The organism is Streptomyces galbus, from assembly GCF_005280195.1.
GTDB classification, from domain to species: domain Bacteria; phylum Actinomycetota; class Actinomycetes; order Streptomycetales; family Streptomycetaceae; genus Streptomyces; species Streptomyces galbus.
The window spans coordinates 101,588-115,019 of sequence record NZ_SZPR01000014.1 but is presented as its reverse complement, the minus strand read 5'-3'; the positions used below and the strand labels follow the sequence as shown (position 1 = coordinate 115,019).

At 72.1% G+C, this 13,432-nt stretch carries 13 protein-coding genes; 9 read left to right on the top strand and 4 right to left on the bottom strand.

Going from position 1 to position 13,432, the window contains the following annotated elements; translation table 11 throughout:
* Window positions 1-20: 20 nt before the first annotated feature.
* Together E4U92_RS17680 and E4U92_RS17675 are read left to right on the top strand one after the other, a co-directional pair.
* Window positions 21-1,040, top strand: coding sequence for an ABC transporter ATP-binding protein (locus E4U92_RS17680; RefSeq protein WP_229863145.1), 1,020 nt, complete (start codon window positions 21-23; stop codon window positions 1,038-1,040).
* Window positions 1,041-1,091: 51 nt separating this feature from the next.
* Window positions 1,092-1,937: a DUF1707 SHOCT-like domain-containing protein gene (locus tag E4U92_RS17675; RefSeq protein WP_137301400.1), complete on the top strand. Its 846-nt coding sequence runs from the start codon at window positions 1,092-1,094 to the stop codon at window positions 1,935-1,937.
* A 75-nt stretch (window positions 1,938-2,012) separates the two neighbouring features.
* On the opposite strand, the gene E4U92_RS17670 is transcribed toward E4U92_RS17675, so the two are convergent.
* Window positions 2,013-3,353 (bottom strand): SGNH/GDSL hydrolase family protein, encoded by a 1,341-nt coding sequence (locus tag E4U92_RS17670; RefSeq protein WP_137301399.1) that lies wholly within the window; start codon window positions 3,351-3,353, stop codon window positions 2,013-2,015.
* A gap of 196 nt (window positions 3,354-3,549) precedes the next feature.
* On the opposite strand from E4U92_RS17670, the gene E4U92_RS17665 reads away from it, so the two are divergent.
* On the top strand, window positions 3,550-4,962 hold the full coding sequence (locus tag E4U92_RS17665; RefSeq protein ID WP_137301398.1) for a DUF445 domain-containing protein: 1,413 nt from the start codon (window positions 3,550-3,552) through the stop codon (window positions 4,960-4,962).
* Window positions 4,963-5,015: 53 nt separating this feature from the next.
* Window positions 5,016-6,536: an MFS transporter gene (locus tag E4U92_RS17660; RefSeq protein WP_137301397.1), complete on the top strand. Its 1,521-nt coding sequence runs from the start codon at window positions 5,016-5,018 to the stop codon at window positions 6,534-6,536.
* Window positions 6,537-6,621: 85 nt separating this feature from the next.
* On the opposite strand, the gene E4U92_RS17655 is transcribed toward E4U92_RS17660, so the two are convergent.
* Window positions 6,622-7,071, bottom strand: a complete 450-nt coding sequence (locus E4U92_RS17655; protein WP_137301396.1) for a hypothetical protein — start codon at window positions 7,069-7,071, stop codon at window positions 6,622-6,624.
* A gap of 164 nt (window positions 7,072-7,235) precedes the next feature.
* Between E4U92_RS17655 and E4U92_RS17650 the strand changes: the two genes are divergently transcribed.
* Window positions 7,236-8,198: a GlxA family transcriptional regulator gene (locus E4U92_RS17650; protein WP_137301395.1), complete on the top strand. Its 963-nt coding sequence runs from the start codon at window positions 7,236-7,238 to the stop codon at window positions 8,196-8,198.
* 351 nt (window positions 8,199-8,549) lie between these two features.
* Here the strand turns inward: E4U92_RS17650 and E4U92_RS17645 are convergent, their stop codons facing one another.
* The gene (locus E4U92_RS17645) at window positions 8,550-8,852 is read right to left on the bottom strand and encodes a hypothetical protein (RefSeq protein WP_137301394.1); all 303 of its coding nucleotides are present in this window, start codon (window positions 8,850-8,852) and stop codon (window positions 8,550-8,552) included.
* Between the two features lie 173 nt (window positions 8,853-9,025).
* Here E4U92_RS17645 and E4U92_RS17640 point away from each other — a divergent pair, with 173 nt between their 5' ends.
* The 3 genes from E4U92_RS17640 to E4U92_RS17630 all read left to right on the top strand — a co-directional run bounded on the left by E4U92_RS17640 (window position 9,026) and on the right by E4U92_RS17630 (window position 11,113).
* A complete protein-coding gene (locus E4U92_RS17640) occupies window positions 9,026-9,451 on the top strand; it encodes an Hsp20/alpha crystallin family protein (protein ID WP_174863929.1) in 426 nt (141 codons plus the stop codon).
* A 103-nt stretch (window positions 9,452-9,554) separates the two neighbouring features.
* Window positions 9,555-10,115, top strand: coding sequence for a DUF2267 domain-containing protein (locus tag E4U92_RS17635; protein ID WP_373311658.1), 561 nt, complete (start codon window positions 9,555-9,557; stop codon window positions 10,113-10,115).
* Between the two features lie 173 nt (window positions 10,116-10,288).
* The gene (locus E4U92_RS17630; RefSeq protein ID WP_137301391.1) at window positions 10,289-11,113 is read left to right on the top strand and encodes an inositol monophosphatase family protein; all 825 of its coding nucleotides are present in this window, start codon (window positions 10,289-10,291) and stop codon (window positions 11,111-11,113) included.
* A 23-nt stretch (window positions 11,114-11,136) separates the two neighbouring features.
* Here the strand turns inward: E4U92_RS17630 and E4U92_RS17625 are convergent, their stop codons facing one another.
* Window positions 11,137-11,883: a hypothetical protein gene (locus E4U92_RS17625; RefSeq protein ID WP_137301390.1), complete on the bottom strand. Its 747-nt coding sequence runs from the start codon at window positions 11,881-11,883 to the stop codon at window positions 11,137-11,139.
* A 108-nt stretch (window positions 11,884-11,991) separates the two neighbouring features.
* Here E4U92_RS17625 and E4U92_RS17620 point away from each other — a divergent pair, with 108 nt between their 5' ends.
* Entirely contained in the window at window positions 11,992-13,401 is a 1,410-nt protein-coding gene (locus tag E4U92_RS17620; RefSeq protein WP_137301389.1) for an HNH endonuclease signature motif containing protein, read from the top strand.
* Window positions 13,402-13,432: the final 31 nt, after the last annotated feature.

Genomic DNA, 13,432 nt, shown 5'->3' with positions numbered 1-13,432 from the left:
ACGGAGCGGAGGGACGTGCGGTGGGTGAGCCGGCCGGTGGGGCGTTCGTCGAGGTGGACGGGCTGGAGAAGGTCTTCCCGGTGCGCCGCAGGACCGGTTTCCTGAAGCGGGAGCGGCGCGAGGTGCGCGCGGTGGACGGCATCTCGTTCACCGTGGGCCGCGGCGAGATGGTCGGCTACATCGGCCCGAACGGCGCCGGCAAGTCGACCACGATCAAGATGCTCACCGGCATCCTGGTGCCGAGCGGGGGCCGGCTGCGGGTGGCCGGCATCGACCCCGCGCGCGAACGCACCCGGCTGGCGCGCCGGATCGGGGTGGTGTTCGGGCAGCGCACCACGCTGTGGTGGGACCTGCCGCTGATCGACTCCTACCGGCTGATGCACCGCATGTACCGCATCCCCGACGCCCGTTACCGCGAGAACCTCGACCGGCTCGTCGAACTCCTCGGCCTGTCCGACCTGCTGAACGTGCCCGTGCGGCAGCTCTCGCTGGGCCAGCGCATGCGCGGCGACATCGCGGCGGCCCTGCTGCACGACCCCGAGGTGCTGTACCTGGACGAGCCCACGATCGGGCTGGACGTCGTCTCCAAGGCCCGGGTAAGGGAGTTCCTGCGGGAGGTGAACGCCGAGCGCGGCACGACGGTCCTGCTGACCACGCACGACCTCCAGGACATCGAGCAGCTCTGCCGCCGCGTGATGGTCATCGACCACGGGCGCCTGATGTACGACGGCGCGCTGGCCGGCCTGCACGAGGCGGGGGAGAGCGAACGGACCCTGGTGGTCGACCTGGAGCGCGAACTGCCGCCGGTGCGGGTGCCGGGCACGCGGGTCGTCCGGGTGGAGGGGCCCCGCCAGTGGCTGGCCTTCCCGTCCTCGCAGTCGGCGGCGCCGCTGGTGGCGCGGGTGGCGGCCGAGTACCCGCTGGTGGACCTGTCGGTGCGGGAGCCGGACATCGAGACGGTGATCGCGAAGATGTACGCGGAGCGCAGCGACGAGCGCGGGGACGGCGCGGGCGTGGACACCCCGGGAGCGGTTCGCTGACGGTTCCCGCGCTCCATGGCCCCCGGCGCGGCGACCTCGTAGGCTGCTGCCATGACCGACGACGCAGCGGACGCGGCCGGCACGGCACCCGACCTACGGGCCTCCGACGCCGACCGGGAACGGGTCGCCGAGGTGCTGCGGGACGCCGTCGCCGAGGGCCGCCTGGACATGACCGAGTTCGAGGAACGGCTCGACGCGACGTACAAGGCGCGCACCTACGGGGAGTTGGCGCCGATCACCCGTGACCTGCCGGTCGCCGGGGTCACCCCGCCGCCCGTGGTGGACCTGCACAAGGACCCCGTTCCGCAGGGGGGTTGGGCCGGCCGCATCGTCGGCGGCGCCGACCCGGGGGCGACGCCCTGGGCGGTCGCGGTGATGTCCGGCTTCGAGCGCAAGGGGCGCTGGGTCGTGCCGCGCCGCATGAACTGCGTCGCGTTCTGGGGCGGCGGCGAACTCGACCTGCGCCAGGCGGACTTCTCGGCCGGCGAGGTCGAGATCAACTGCGTGGCCGTCATGGGCGGCATCCAGATCACCGTGCCGCCGGGCGTCGAGGTCGTCGTGCGCGGCATCGGGATCATGGGCGGCTTCGACCACCGCGAGGCCGGCGTCCCGGGCGACCCCGGGGCGCCCCGCGTGATCGTCACGGGGGTCGCCTTCTGGGGCGGGGTCGGCATCGAGCGCAAGGAGGTCCGCGCGTCCAAGGCGCAGCGGCGGCGGGAGCGGGAGGCCCGCCGGGAGCTGCGGCGTGCGGAGCGCGGTGCCCGGGGCGTCCAGGGTGCCCACCGGCGGATGCTGGAGGGTCACCGGGATCTGCTGGGGGAGGGGCGCCGGGAGGCTCGTGAGGAATACCGGGAGGAGCGGCGGGACCGTCGCGACCGGCGGGGGTACGGCGAGTAGTCGTCCGTCCGCGGGTGCGCGGGGGCTGGTCGCGCAGCTCCCCGCGCCCCCGGGGTGGGGACCGGCGCCCCCTGCCTACAAGCGGGCCGGCAGTGCGGTGCGCAGGTCGTCGAGGCGTACCGTGCGGGCCATCACCCGGTACCCCTTGTCGCTCGGGTGCAGGTGGTCCCCCGAGTCGTAGTCCGGCCGGAAGCGGCGCGGGTCGTACGGGTCCCGCAGCGCCGCGTCGAAGTCGGCGACCGCGTCGAACACCCGGCCCTGCCGGATCGCCGCGTTCACCTCCTGCCGTACGCCTTCGCGGGCGTCGTCGTAGCCGCGGTGCCCCTCGAACGGCATCAGCGTCGCCCCGACGACCTTGATGCCGTGGGCGTGGGCGCGCCGGACGAGGGTGCGCAGCCCGCCCAGGATGCGGTCGGGGTCGGCCACCCCGGGGTCGCGCAGGATGTCGTTGATGCCGAGGTCGACCACCACGACCCGCACCCCGGGCCGCCCGAGGACGTCCCGCTGGAAGCGGTGCAGCCCGCTCTGGTTCTCGGCCGGCCGGCCGGTGCCGTCGGTGAGCACGCGGTTGCCGCTGATGCCCTCGTTGACGACGCCGTGCAGCGGCACGTCGGATCCGGCGTCCGCCGCCTCGCGCAGCCGGTCCGCGAGGACGTCGGGCCAGCGCCGGTCGGCGTCCGCCGTGGACGTCACCCCGTCGGTGAGGGAGTCGCCGAGCGCGACGACGGTCCCCTCGGCGGCCAGGCCGGACACGTCGAGCGCCGTCACGTAGCGCCAGCGGTCGGCGCGGTCGGCGACGTACGCCGTCCCGGACAGGTCGGCGGTGTGCTCGCCGTCGGCGAGGTAGTTGGTCTGCCGGGCGTGCGGGTGGGAGGTGACGGGCCCGGACGCGGTGGGGGAGTACGTGGTCACCAGCACGTCGGAGTCCGCCGGCACGAGCAGCCGCACCGGGTCGCTGGTCACCTCGGCGCCGGCCGGGAGGGTCACCGTCGTGTGCCCGCCGAAGGTGACGCGCCGCATGGTCCCGGCCGCCGCGCCCGCCCCGTCCCCGCCGGCGAGGGCGAGGGTGGCGTGGGTGAAGGTGAGCGGACCGGTCCCGTAGAGGTTGGACAGCGTGATGCGGGCACTCGTTCCGCCGACGCTGGTGTGCACGACGTTGCGCACCGAGCGTCCCGCCATCCCGTCGGTCCCGGTGCCGGGCTCCCCGGCCACCGGGGAGGCACCCCAGGTGCCGGTCCAGACGCCGGTCGAGGCGGGGGCGACCCGGTCGCCCCGGCCGGGGCCCGCGGCGCCGTCCTTCGCGGACGCGACGGCGCCGCCCTCACCGGCCGACACCCCGGCGTATATGGCGGCGGACAGACCCACGATCAGCGCGGCGATCGCGGACAGAAGGGCATAACCACGACGTCTGGCCATGCGGATGCGTGCTCCTAGGGCGAAAGGGGTCGAAGACCGTGGTGCTGTGAGCTCATGATCGGGCACGAGCCGGGAGGAACCCCGAACGAACACACGGTGGGGTCCCCCGGGCAGACAGACGACGGGAACTCCTGTTCCGTTCCGGGAGTCGGACAGGAGGGGACAATGTGTGCGGGATCACCGAACGGGTGGAGCGATGAAGCGACTGGAGCGACCGGACCGCGCGGGGACCGGCGAGGCGCAGGGCCCGGGGCCGGCGAGCGGCCCCGAGACCGGGACGGCGGCCGGGGCGGCGGCAGGGTCGGCGACGGGACCGGCCGGGGCCGGAGCGCCGTCGTACCGCACCATGACCGCGTTCACCGCCGCCGACGAGGAACGGCAGCGCGGTGTGCGGCGGATGAAGCTCACCGCGACCGGGATGCTGCTGTTCGTAGCGCTGGTGTACGTCCTGGCGCAGGTGGCGGAGCACACGGGCGCCGGTGCCTGGGCAGGCTACGTGTCGGCGGCCGCCGAGGCCGGCATGGTCGGCGCGCTCGCCGACTGGTTCGCGGTCACCGCCCTGTTCCGTCATCCGCTCGGCCTGCCCATCCCGCACACCGCGATCATCCCGACCAAGAAGGACGCCCTGGGCGTCTCGCTCGGCGAGTTCGTCGGCGAGAACTTCCTCTCCGAGGACGTCGTTCGGCAGCGGCTGCGTGCCGTCGGCATCGGCAGCAGGCTCGGCGCGTGGCTGGCCGAGCCCGAGCACGCCGACCGGGTGACGGCGGAGCTCGCCACGGCGCTGCGCGGCGCGCTGACCGTGCTGCGCGACTCCGACGTGCAGGCGGTGGTCGGCGAGGCCATCACCCGGCGCGCCGACGCCCGGGAGATCGCCCCCGGCCTGGGCAAGATGCTGGAGAAGGTCGTCGCCGACGGCGGGCACCGGCGGTTCGTGGACCTGGTGGTGTCCCGCGCGCACGACTGGCTGGAGCTGCACCGCGGCGAGGTGATGGGCGCCGTGGAGGGCGGCGCGCCCGGCTGGACGCCCCGTTTCGTGGACCGCAAGGTGGGCGAGCGCGTCTACAAGGAGCTGCTGCGCTTCATCACCGAGATGCGCGACATGCCCTCGCACCCGGCCCGCGGCGCCCTCGACCGCTTCCTCACCGACTTCGCCTCCGACCTGCAGTCCGACACCGAGACCCGGGCGCGGATCGAGCGGCTCAAGGGCGAGGTCCTCGCCCGCGACGAGGTGCAGGACCTGATCGCGTCCACCTGGACCGCCGTACGTTCCATGATCGTGTCGGCCGCGGAGGACGAGCGCAGCGAGCTGCGGCTGCGCGTGCGGGCCGCGCTGCTGTCGCTGGGCGCGCGGATGGCCCGCGAGCCCAAGGTCCAGGACAAGGTCGACAGCTGGGTCGAGGGCGCCGCGGTGCACGTGGTGACCACCTACCGGCGCGAGATCACCTCGCTGATCACCGACACCGTGGCGAGCTGGGACCCCGAGCACACCACCCGCAAGATCGAGGCACACATCGGCCGTGACCTGCAGTTCATCCGCATCAACGGCACGGTGGTGGGCTCGCTGGCCGGTCTGCTGATCTACACCGTGTCGCAGGCGCTCGGCGCGTAAACGAAACGGCCGGGGGCACCCGATGCTCGTTCCGCTCGACGAGGAGGGAGCCCATGGCCACTGCAGGAGCCCCGGCCGGGACCGGTCGCACCATCACCACGAACATACCTGCCCGTCTGGACCGCCTCCCGTGGTCCCGCTGGCACTGGACGATCGTCATCGGTCTCGGCACCGTGTGGATCCTGGACGGTCTGGAGGTCACGGTCGTCGGCAACATCGCCGGGCGGCTCTCCGAGCCCGGCAGCGGCCTGCCGATCTCCTCCGGCCAGGTCACCGGCATCGCGGCGGCGCTCTACGTCGCCGGTGCCTGCGTGGGCGCCCTGTTCTGGGGCCGGCTGACCGACCGCTTCGGCCGCAAGAACCTGTTCATGATCACCCTGGCGGTGTACCTGGCGGCGACGGCCCTGACCGCCGTCTCCTTCGACACCTGGTGGTTCCTCCTCTTCCGCTTCCTCACCGGCTTCGGCATCGGCGGTGAGTACGCGGCGATCAACTCCGCGATCGACGAGCTGATCCCTGCCGAGTACCGCGGGCGCGTCGACCTGATCATCAACGGCAGCTTCTGGCTGGGCGCGGTCGGCGGTTCCCTGCTGTCGATCCCGGCCCTGAACACGGACATCTTCCCGGCGAACGTCGGCTGGCGCCTGACCTTCGCCCTCGGCTCCGTCCTCGCCCTGGTCATCCTCCTCGTACGGCGGCACGTCCCGGAGAGCCCACGCTGGCTGCTGATCCACGGCAGGGACGAGGAGGCCGAGGAGATCGTCACCTCCATCGAGCAGAAGGTGGAGGCGGAAAAGGGCCGGCCGCTGGCCCGGCCGGAGGGCGAGCTGACGATCCACCAGCGCGGCAGCGTGACGTTCAAGGAGATCGCCCGCACGGTGTTCGCCCAGTACCGCCGCCGCTCGATCCTCGGCTTCTCCCTCTTCATCGGGCAGGCGTTCCTCTACAACGCGATCACCTTCGGCTTCGGCGCGATCCTGACGAAGTTCTTCGACGTGCCGAGCGGTCACACCGGCTACTACTTCGCCGTCATCGCGGTCGGCAACTTCTTCGGCCCGCTGCTGCTCGGCAAGCTGTTCGACACGGTCGGCCGCCGCGTGATGATCTCCTCGACCTACCTGCTGTCCGGCATCCTGCTGTTCGGCACGGCCTGGCTGTTCGACCGGGGCTCGCTGGACGCCGTGACCATGACCGCCTGCTGGTGCGTGGTGCTGTTCTTCGCGTCGGCCGGCGCGTCCAGCGCCTACCTGACCGTCTCCGAGGTCTTCCCGATGGAGACCCGCGCGATGTCGATCGCCTTCTTCTACGCCCTCGGCACCGCGGCCGGCGGCATCAGCGGACCGCTGCTGTTCGCCGACCTCACCGACAGCGGCAAGGTCGGCGACACGGTGCTCGCCTTCCAGATCGGCGCGGGCCTGATGTGCGCGGCGGGCCTGGTGGCGGCGTTCCTCGCCGTCAACGCGGAGCGCCGTTCGCTGGAGGACATCGCTCGCCCGCTGACGGCGGCGGCCTCCAAGGCCCGCGAGGTGGCGGGCAGCGGTCCGGCGTCGGGGACGGGGTCGGCGCCGGCGTAGGGGGCCGGGGCCGGGGAGCGGTCCTCGCGAGGGACGGGTGAGTGGTCCTCGCGAGGACCGGGCGAAGGGTCCTCGTGGGGGGCGCCTACGCCCCGGTCGTCGACCCCGGGCGCGCGATCATCAACACCGTCACGGTGGCCCAGAGCAGGTTGAACACCCCGGTGACCATGGCCAGTCGGGCCGTGGCCGCCGGGGTGCCGCCGTTCTCCACGAGCGCCTCCTGCCGGGGCAGCACCAGCGCGCCGAGGACGAGGGCGGCCAGCACCGTCAGCACGATGGACACGATCAGCCAGGTGTCGCCGAGCACCCCCATCTGCCCCGCCGTGGCGAACCCGAACAGCGGCACGACGACGCCGACGACCGCGTACACCCGGCAGATCCGGTGCAGCAGCCGCAGGGTCTCGGCGGCCCGTGCGTCCTCGGGCGCCGCCAGGGCGCGACGGGCGGCCGGCGGGAACATGCTGGCGGCGACGGTGACGGGCCCGATCGCGACGATCGCGGCGAGGACGTGCACGGCGAGGAGGAACTTGGTCACGGCCCGAGGCTAGGCGGGCCGTGGATCTTGTGGCAGTGGCGCTCTTGCCACGTTGCGACGGATTCCCGCCAGGGCGACCCCCGAGGCCGGACCGGGTTGCTCGGGCTGCTTCCCCTGCCCAGGGGCCCGTTGGCCGGAACTCGTCGACCGCCTACGATCCCGCCATGCACACCGTGGCCGTACTCGCCCTCGACGGCGTCATCCCGTTCGACCTCTCCGCACCGATCGACACCTTCGGCTGGGCCCGGCTCCCGGACGGCCGCGAGCCGTACCAGGTGAAGGTCTGCTCGGCGGGCCCGCCGGACCGGGAGGTGCGCTCCGGGCCGTTCACCGTACGGGCGCCCTACGGCCTGGAGCTGCTCGCGGAGGCCGACACGATCGTCCTGCCCGGCGTCGCCGTACCGACCGACCCGCTGCCGCCGGGCGTGACCGAGGCGCTGTGCGCGGCGGCCGACCGGGGCACGCGCATCGCGTCGGTCTGCGTGGGCGCCTTCCTCCTCGCGGCCACGGGCCTGCTGGACGGGCTGCGCGCGACGACGCACTGGCGCGCGGCGGCCGACCTGGCGGCGCGCTACCCGAAGGTCGAGGTCGACCCCAACGTCCTCTACGTCGACAACGGCCAGTTCCTCACCTCGGCGGGCGCGGCCGCGGCCCTGGACATGTGCCTGCACATGGTCCGCAGGGACCACGGGTCGGCGGTCGCCGCGCACACGGCCCGGATGTCGGTCATGCCGCTCGAACGGGAGGGCGGGCAGGCCCAGTTCATCGTGCACGACCTGCCGCCGGCCCCGGCGGGCGCGACGCTGGAGCCGCTGCTCGACTGGCTGGAGGGCCACTGCGAACGCGACCTCACCCTCGACGAGATCGCGTCGCGGGCGGGGATGAGCACACGCACGCTGAACCGCCGTTTCCGCGAGCAGACGGGGACGACGCCGCTGCAGTGGCTGCACCGGGCACGGGTGCGCCGGGCGCAGTACCTGCTGGAGACGACGGAGTACCCGGTCGAACGCATCGCGTCCCAGGCGGGCTTCGGCTCGCCGACGGCGTTCCGCGAACGCTTCCGCCGGGTGGCGGGGACGAGCCCGCAGGGGTACCGGAGGGCGTTCAGGTCGGGGCGGGGGAGGTGAGCGGGCGGTTGGTTGTCGACCGGTGTCGTGCCGGGCACCGGTCATGGGCCCCGGGCCCCGGGCACCGGTCGCGGACCTCGGGAACCGGTCGCCGGTCGCCGTGCGGCTCAGGCCGCCAGCAGGGCGATGGCGATGACCACCGCGAACATCAGCACCACGTAGCCGCAGGTGGTCAGCGCGTCGCGCCGGGCGCCCCTGGCCCCCTCCTCGGTGTCCGCCGCCAGGACGGATCGAGAACAACGGTCACCCAGCTGAGGCCCGGGGGCGGCACTTCCGGCGTGGTCACGCCCCTCATGGTCCCGCCGGCGGCGGCGCGGGACAAGGCGGCACCGAGCTGGAACCCGGCAGGTTTCAGGCCCGTCGGTCGGCGACCGCCCAGGACGCCAGCGCGACCGCGCCCGCCACGCCGAACACCGACGGCCAGGCGCCGACCTTCTTGGCCAGCGGGTGGGAACCGGCGAAGGCCGCCACGTAGGCGGCGGTCAGGGCGCCCGCGGCCACGCCGCCGGCCTGCCGGCGCCACTGCTGGGCGGCCGCGGCGCCCGCCACGGCCAGCACGGCGCCGCCGAGCTGACGCTTGCGCGTCCAGCGGGCCACGCCGTACCCGCCGACGAGCCCGCCGGCCGCGATCACGGAACTGGGAACCTTCGCCATGTGATGCCCTCCTGGTGCTGCCGGTCTCCATATCTCCGGCTCTCCCGAGGCTAACTCCGCCCCCCGCGCCGGACCCCGACCTGAGTCGGGGGTTGTCAACTTTCTTCCCCGGAGCTATATAAGAAGGCGTAGGGCATCGCACAGGCAGCGCCTGAAGAAGGGAGTGAACCGTGATGCTCATGCGCACCGACCCGTTCCGCGAGTTCGACCGCCTCGCGCAGCAGGTCTTCGGCTCCACCGGCCGTCCCGCCGCGATGGCGATGGACGCCTACCGCGCCGGGGACGACTTCCTCGTCCACTTCGACCTCCCCGGCATCGACCCCGAGACGATCGAGCTGGACGTCGAGCGCAACGTCCTCAACGTCCGCGCCGAGCGCCGCAACCCCGCCCCCGAGGGCGCGGAGCTGCTGGTCGCCGAGCGTCCGACGGGCTCCTTCACCCGCCAGCTCTTCCTCGGCGACACCCTCGACACGGAGCGCATCGACGCCTCGTACGAAGCCGGCGTGCTGACCCTGCGCATCCCGGTGGCCGAACAGGCCAAGCCGCGCCGCATCCAGATCTCGGGCGGCACGAGCGACCGCAAGCAGATCAGCAACTGACCCACTCCGGCGTCCCGCGCCCCGGCCGGGCGCGCGGGACGCCCTGCCCTGCCCGCGCCCCCCCCCCGGGGACGCGCCCCAACCCTGAGGAGCAGCCCGAACGATGACCGTGATGTCGACGCAGTCCCTCCGTAGGACGGTGATCCCCGCGCCCGTTCCCAGGCCGTCCGCGCCCGACGGATCGGGCGGTCCCGGCACGACGGCAGCGTCGGTGGGGCAGGAGCGGCAGGAGAGGCCGGGAAAGGCGACCGCCCGCAGCCGCGCCTGGACCCGTCTGGTGGACGCCGTCCGGGAGGCGGGCCGGTACACGACCACCGCGGAGGCGGAACGCGTCACCAGGATCGTCCTGTCCGCCCTCGGCGGCCACGTCGTGGGCGACGAACGCGTGGCCCTGGCGCAGGCCCTGCCCCCGGAGGCGGCGCGGGTGGTCGCCTCGCAGATCCCGGTGACCCGCCCGCAGACGGCGGCGGAGTTCGTGGACGGCGTGGCCGCGCGCATCGAGGGGGCGACCCCGGCGACGGCCCGCTGGGACGTCAGCTCGGTCCTCAGCGTGCTGCCGGAACTGGTGGGCGACGACCTGATCGACCGCGTCCTGAGGGAACTCCCGCCCGGCTACGCCCTGTTGTTCGGCAAGGCCGAGCTGGTCCCGCCCGCTGCCCGGTAAGGGCGGGCGACGCCCGGGCGACGTCCGCCGACGCGGGCATGAACATCCGCCGCCGACGCGCCCCGCACGATGTGGGCCGGCGACGCAACGCCACACGATCCGCATACGCTGCACGAGGCGATCAGCAGGTTCCTGCACCGGACGACGGCGACGAGGAAGGACGCGGCCCACGCATGACGGAGGACCACGGACACCCGGGCGCGGACGTCGATCTGGACGCGGCGCTGGAGGTGGCGAACGACGTGGCGGAGTGGGCCGTGGAGAGGATCCGCCGCCCGCGCCGGCCCGGCGAGCCGGGCGAGGTCAGGGAGAAGGCGGGCCCGGCGGACATCGTCACGAGGACGGACGAGGAGATCGAGTCGTACGTCCGCGAGACCCTGCACCGCGCGTTCCCGACGCACGGCATCCAGGGCGAGGAGTACGGCACGGAGCGGGGCACGGCGCCGGACGCGCCGTACTGGGTGGTCGACCCGGTCGACGGCACGACCAACTACGCCCACGGCATCGGCTGGTGCTCCTTCTCCCTGGGCCTGGTCGCCCCCGACGGCACCCCGTTGCTGGGCCTGGTGGCGGACCCGTGGCGGGGGGAGACGTTCACGGCGCTGAGGGGCCGGGGAGCTCGGCTGAACGGCATCCCGACCCACGCGGCCGACCACACGACACTGACCGGCCACCTGTTCCTGACGGAATGGGCGGCCCACGCCCACTGGCCGGGCCTGGACACCCTGCTCACCGAGCTCTCCTCCCGCCACTGCACGACCCGCGTCATGGGCTCCACGGCCCTCTCCCTGACCCAGGTGGCAGCGGGCCGCGCCACGGCAGCGGCGGTCGGCGAGTTCCACGCGGTGGACGCCCTCCCGGCGTACCTGATCGCCACGGAGGCGGGAGCGGTGGCGATTCCCCCGACACCGGTGTACGACGGGCCGTTGGTGCTGGTGGCGCCGGGGGTGGTGGGGGAGATGCGGGGGGTGTGGGAGGGGGCGGTGGGTAATCGCTGACGGCAACCTTCCTGAGGCGCTACTCATTGCAGTACAGGGCGATTGGCGGAGGTGTACTCGTCCGCGACGTAGAAGACGCTGGCGCAGCGGGGGCATTCAGCTTGTCCGAAGAGGTAGGCAATCCCATCGGCGAGGTCCTCGTGCCCATCACGGACGGCAGTCTCGTGCATCCACCTCCCGGTGCCGCGAAGTGCCTCGGAAGAGGCTGGCCGTAGAGCTCGGCGATCCACGTCGCCCAGGGTCCAGTCCCGGATCGCTGAATAGCGCCCGTGGTCCCCCATAGCGATGGTTACGTCCACGGAGCAGTGGGGGCAGGCCAGGTGGTAGAAGTCGTCCACGAAGTTTCCGAGGACAGCGCTCCAGTGGTATTCCTCCTTGGCCGCGAGCGCATCGACGAAGGTCACGAGGTAGTCAGTCGGCCGGGATTGTAGGTGCTGGTCCAGCAACTGGCGGAACTCCGCAATGGCGTCGCTGCAGTGCGCCAGCAGATCGTCGCAGCCGTGATGCCCTGCGGCGCGTCGTAGGATCGCTCCGACCAGGTGACGCGCCCGTGCACTCCTTGGAGCGAGACGCACCAGACGCGGCACGGCGGCGAAACTGGCGGGGAAAACGAGGTCGTCTTCAAGGACCAGCCGGTATTCCAACTCGTCCCATGCCTCAGCGCTGTCCTCGGCCTCCACCTGTTCCAGGAGCAGGGGGACGCGATCGGTATCCCCGTAGCTGTCGTGGCAGTGCGTCCAATTCATCACTCGGGCATTGAAGCGCCGCATGGCAGCCGGGTGGCCCCTCTTCGACCACCTAGTCTCGAGCGTGAAGTCCCACTGTCAGTGCCATCTGATCAGATAGTCCTACTGGGACCATCGGAGGGGAGTGGGCACGTGACCGACCAGCAGGACTTGCTCAGACGGATCGGCAAGATACGGCCGGATCACCGCCCGGGAGGGCAAGCGCTCCACCGTCCCCTCCTTCTTCTCTGGGCCATCGCCCAGGCTGTGCAGGGTCGTCCACGTCTCCAGCCGTGGTCGCTGGTGAAGGGCGAAGTGGGTCCCCTACTCGCTCAGTTCGCCGCACCGCACCTGAGCGAGGCCGACGTGCGCTATCCCTTCTGGGCTCTCCGCAACGATGCTGTGTGGGAGGTGGTCAACGAGGGTGGCTTGCCTCTGACTAGTGAGCTGCGCCGCCCTACGCTGACGGCCCTGGACGAGGTGAACCCGCTCGGGGGTTTGCTCGAAGCCGATTACGACCTCCTGGTGAGGGACCGCGAACTCGCCATCACGGCCATGAGCAACCTCATCGTCCGGTTCTTCAGCGCGAACCCGGCTGAAGTGCTGCAGGCTCTGCACGTCCACGCGTTGGTGCCTGGCCATGTCGACGCTTACCTGCAGCCTCTGCTGGGGGAGCCCTTCCCGCATCGCACGGCGATTCAGCAGGCTTATGGCGGCAACGGCGTGTCAGGCATCACGCCTCTCGCGGATGGCATCCTTTCCGTCTATTCGGACGAAAAGGGCCCGTACGGGGACCATCGCATCCCGGAGACGGGCTGGATTGCGTACACAGGGGATGGCCTTTCCGGTGACCAGGCGATGGTCAAGGGAAACAAGTCGATGCAGCGCTACCAGGTGCAGAGGAAGGCACTGCGGTACTGGCACAAGCCGTACAAAGGACATTGGACCTTCGAAACCTGGGCCGTCATCGTCCAGTGCCGTCGGCGCTGGGGGCCCGGGGACGATGACCGGCAACGGCGTGAGTACGTCTGGGTGCTCGCTCCTGTTCCCTCCCCGCTGCCGGCGACCTGGCCAGCAGAGGTCAAGGAAGCCTTGGAGCAGGACGACGGTCGGGTTCACGACGACTCCGTCGACGTGGTGCCGATCGAAGTGGACGACGAGCAGGGCGCTTCTCTGCTTCTCACGCCCAAGGAGCGGTACAGGCGATTGACGGCTGCCGCGCGCAGAACTGCTGACCGCCGAACGCGACGGTCGACGATGACGAAGGTCGAGCGTTATCTGCGTTCAGCGGCTGCTCGAGACGCTGTCATCATTCGCAGTGAGGGATGCTGTGAGAACCCCTCTTGTCTGGGCCACCCGCAGGAGCGCACGGACAGCGATCAACCTCTTCTGGAAGTGGATCATGTCGTTGGGCTAGCCCGCACTGGGCAGGACACCCCAGACGTCATGATCGCGTTGTGCCCCAACTGCCACGCGCTGAAAACCCGTGGGAAGAACCGGGCTCAGCTACAAGCGAGCCTGGCCCGCGTGGCTCGCCAACGACACAGCCAGTTCGGGCAGTAGGACACAGACGCCGCGCCATGAGCCCAGCGGT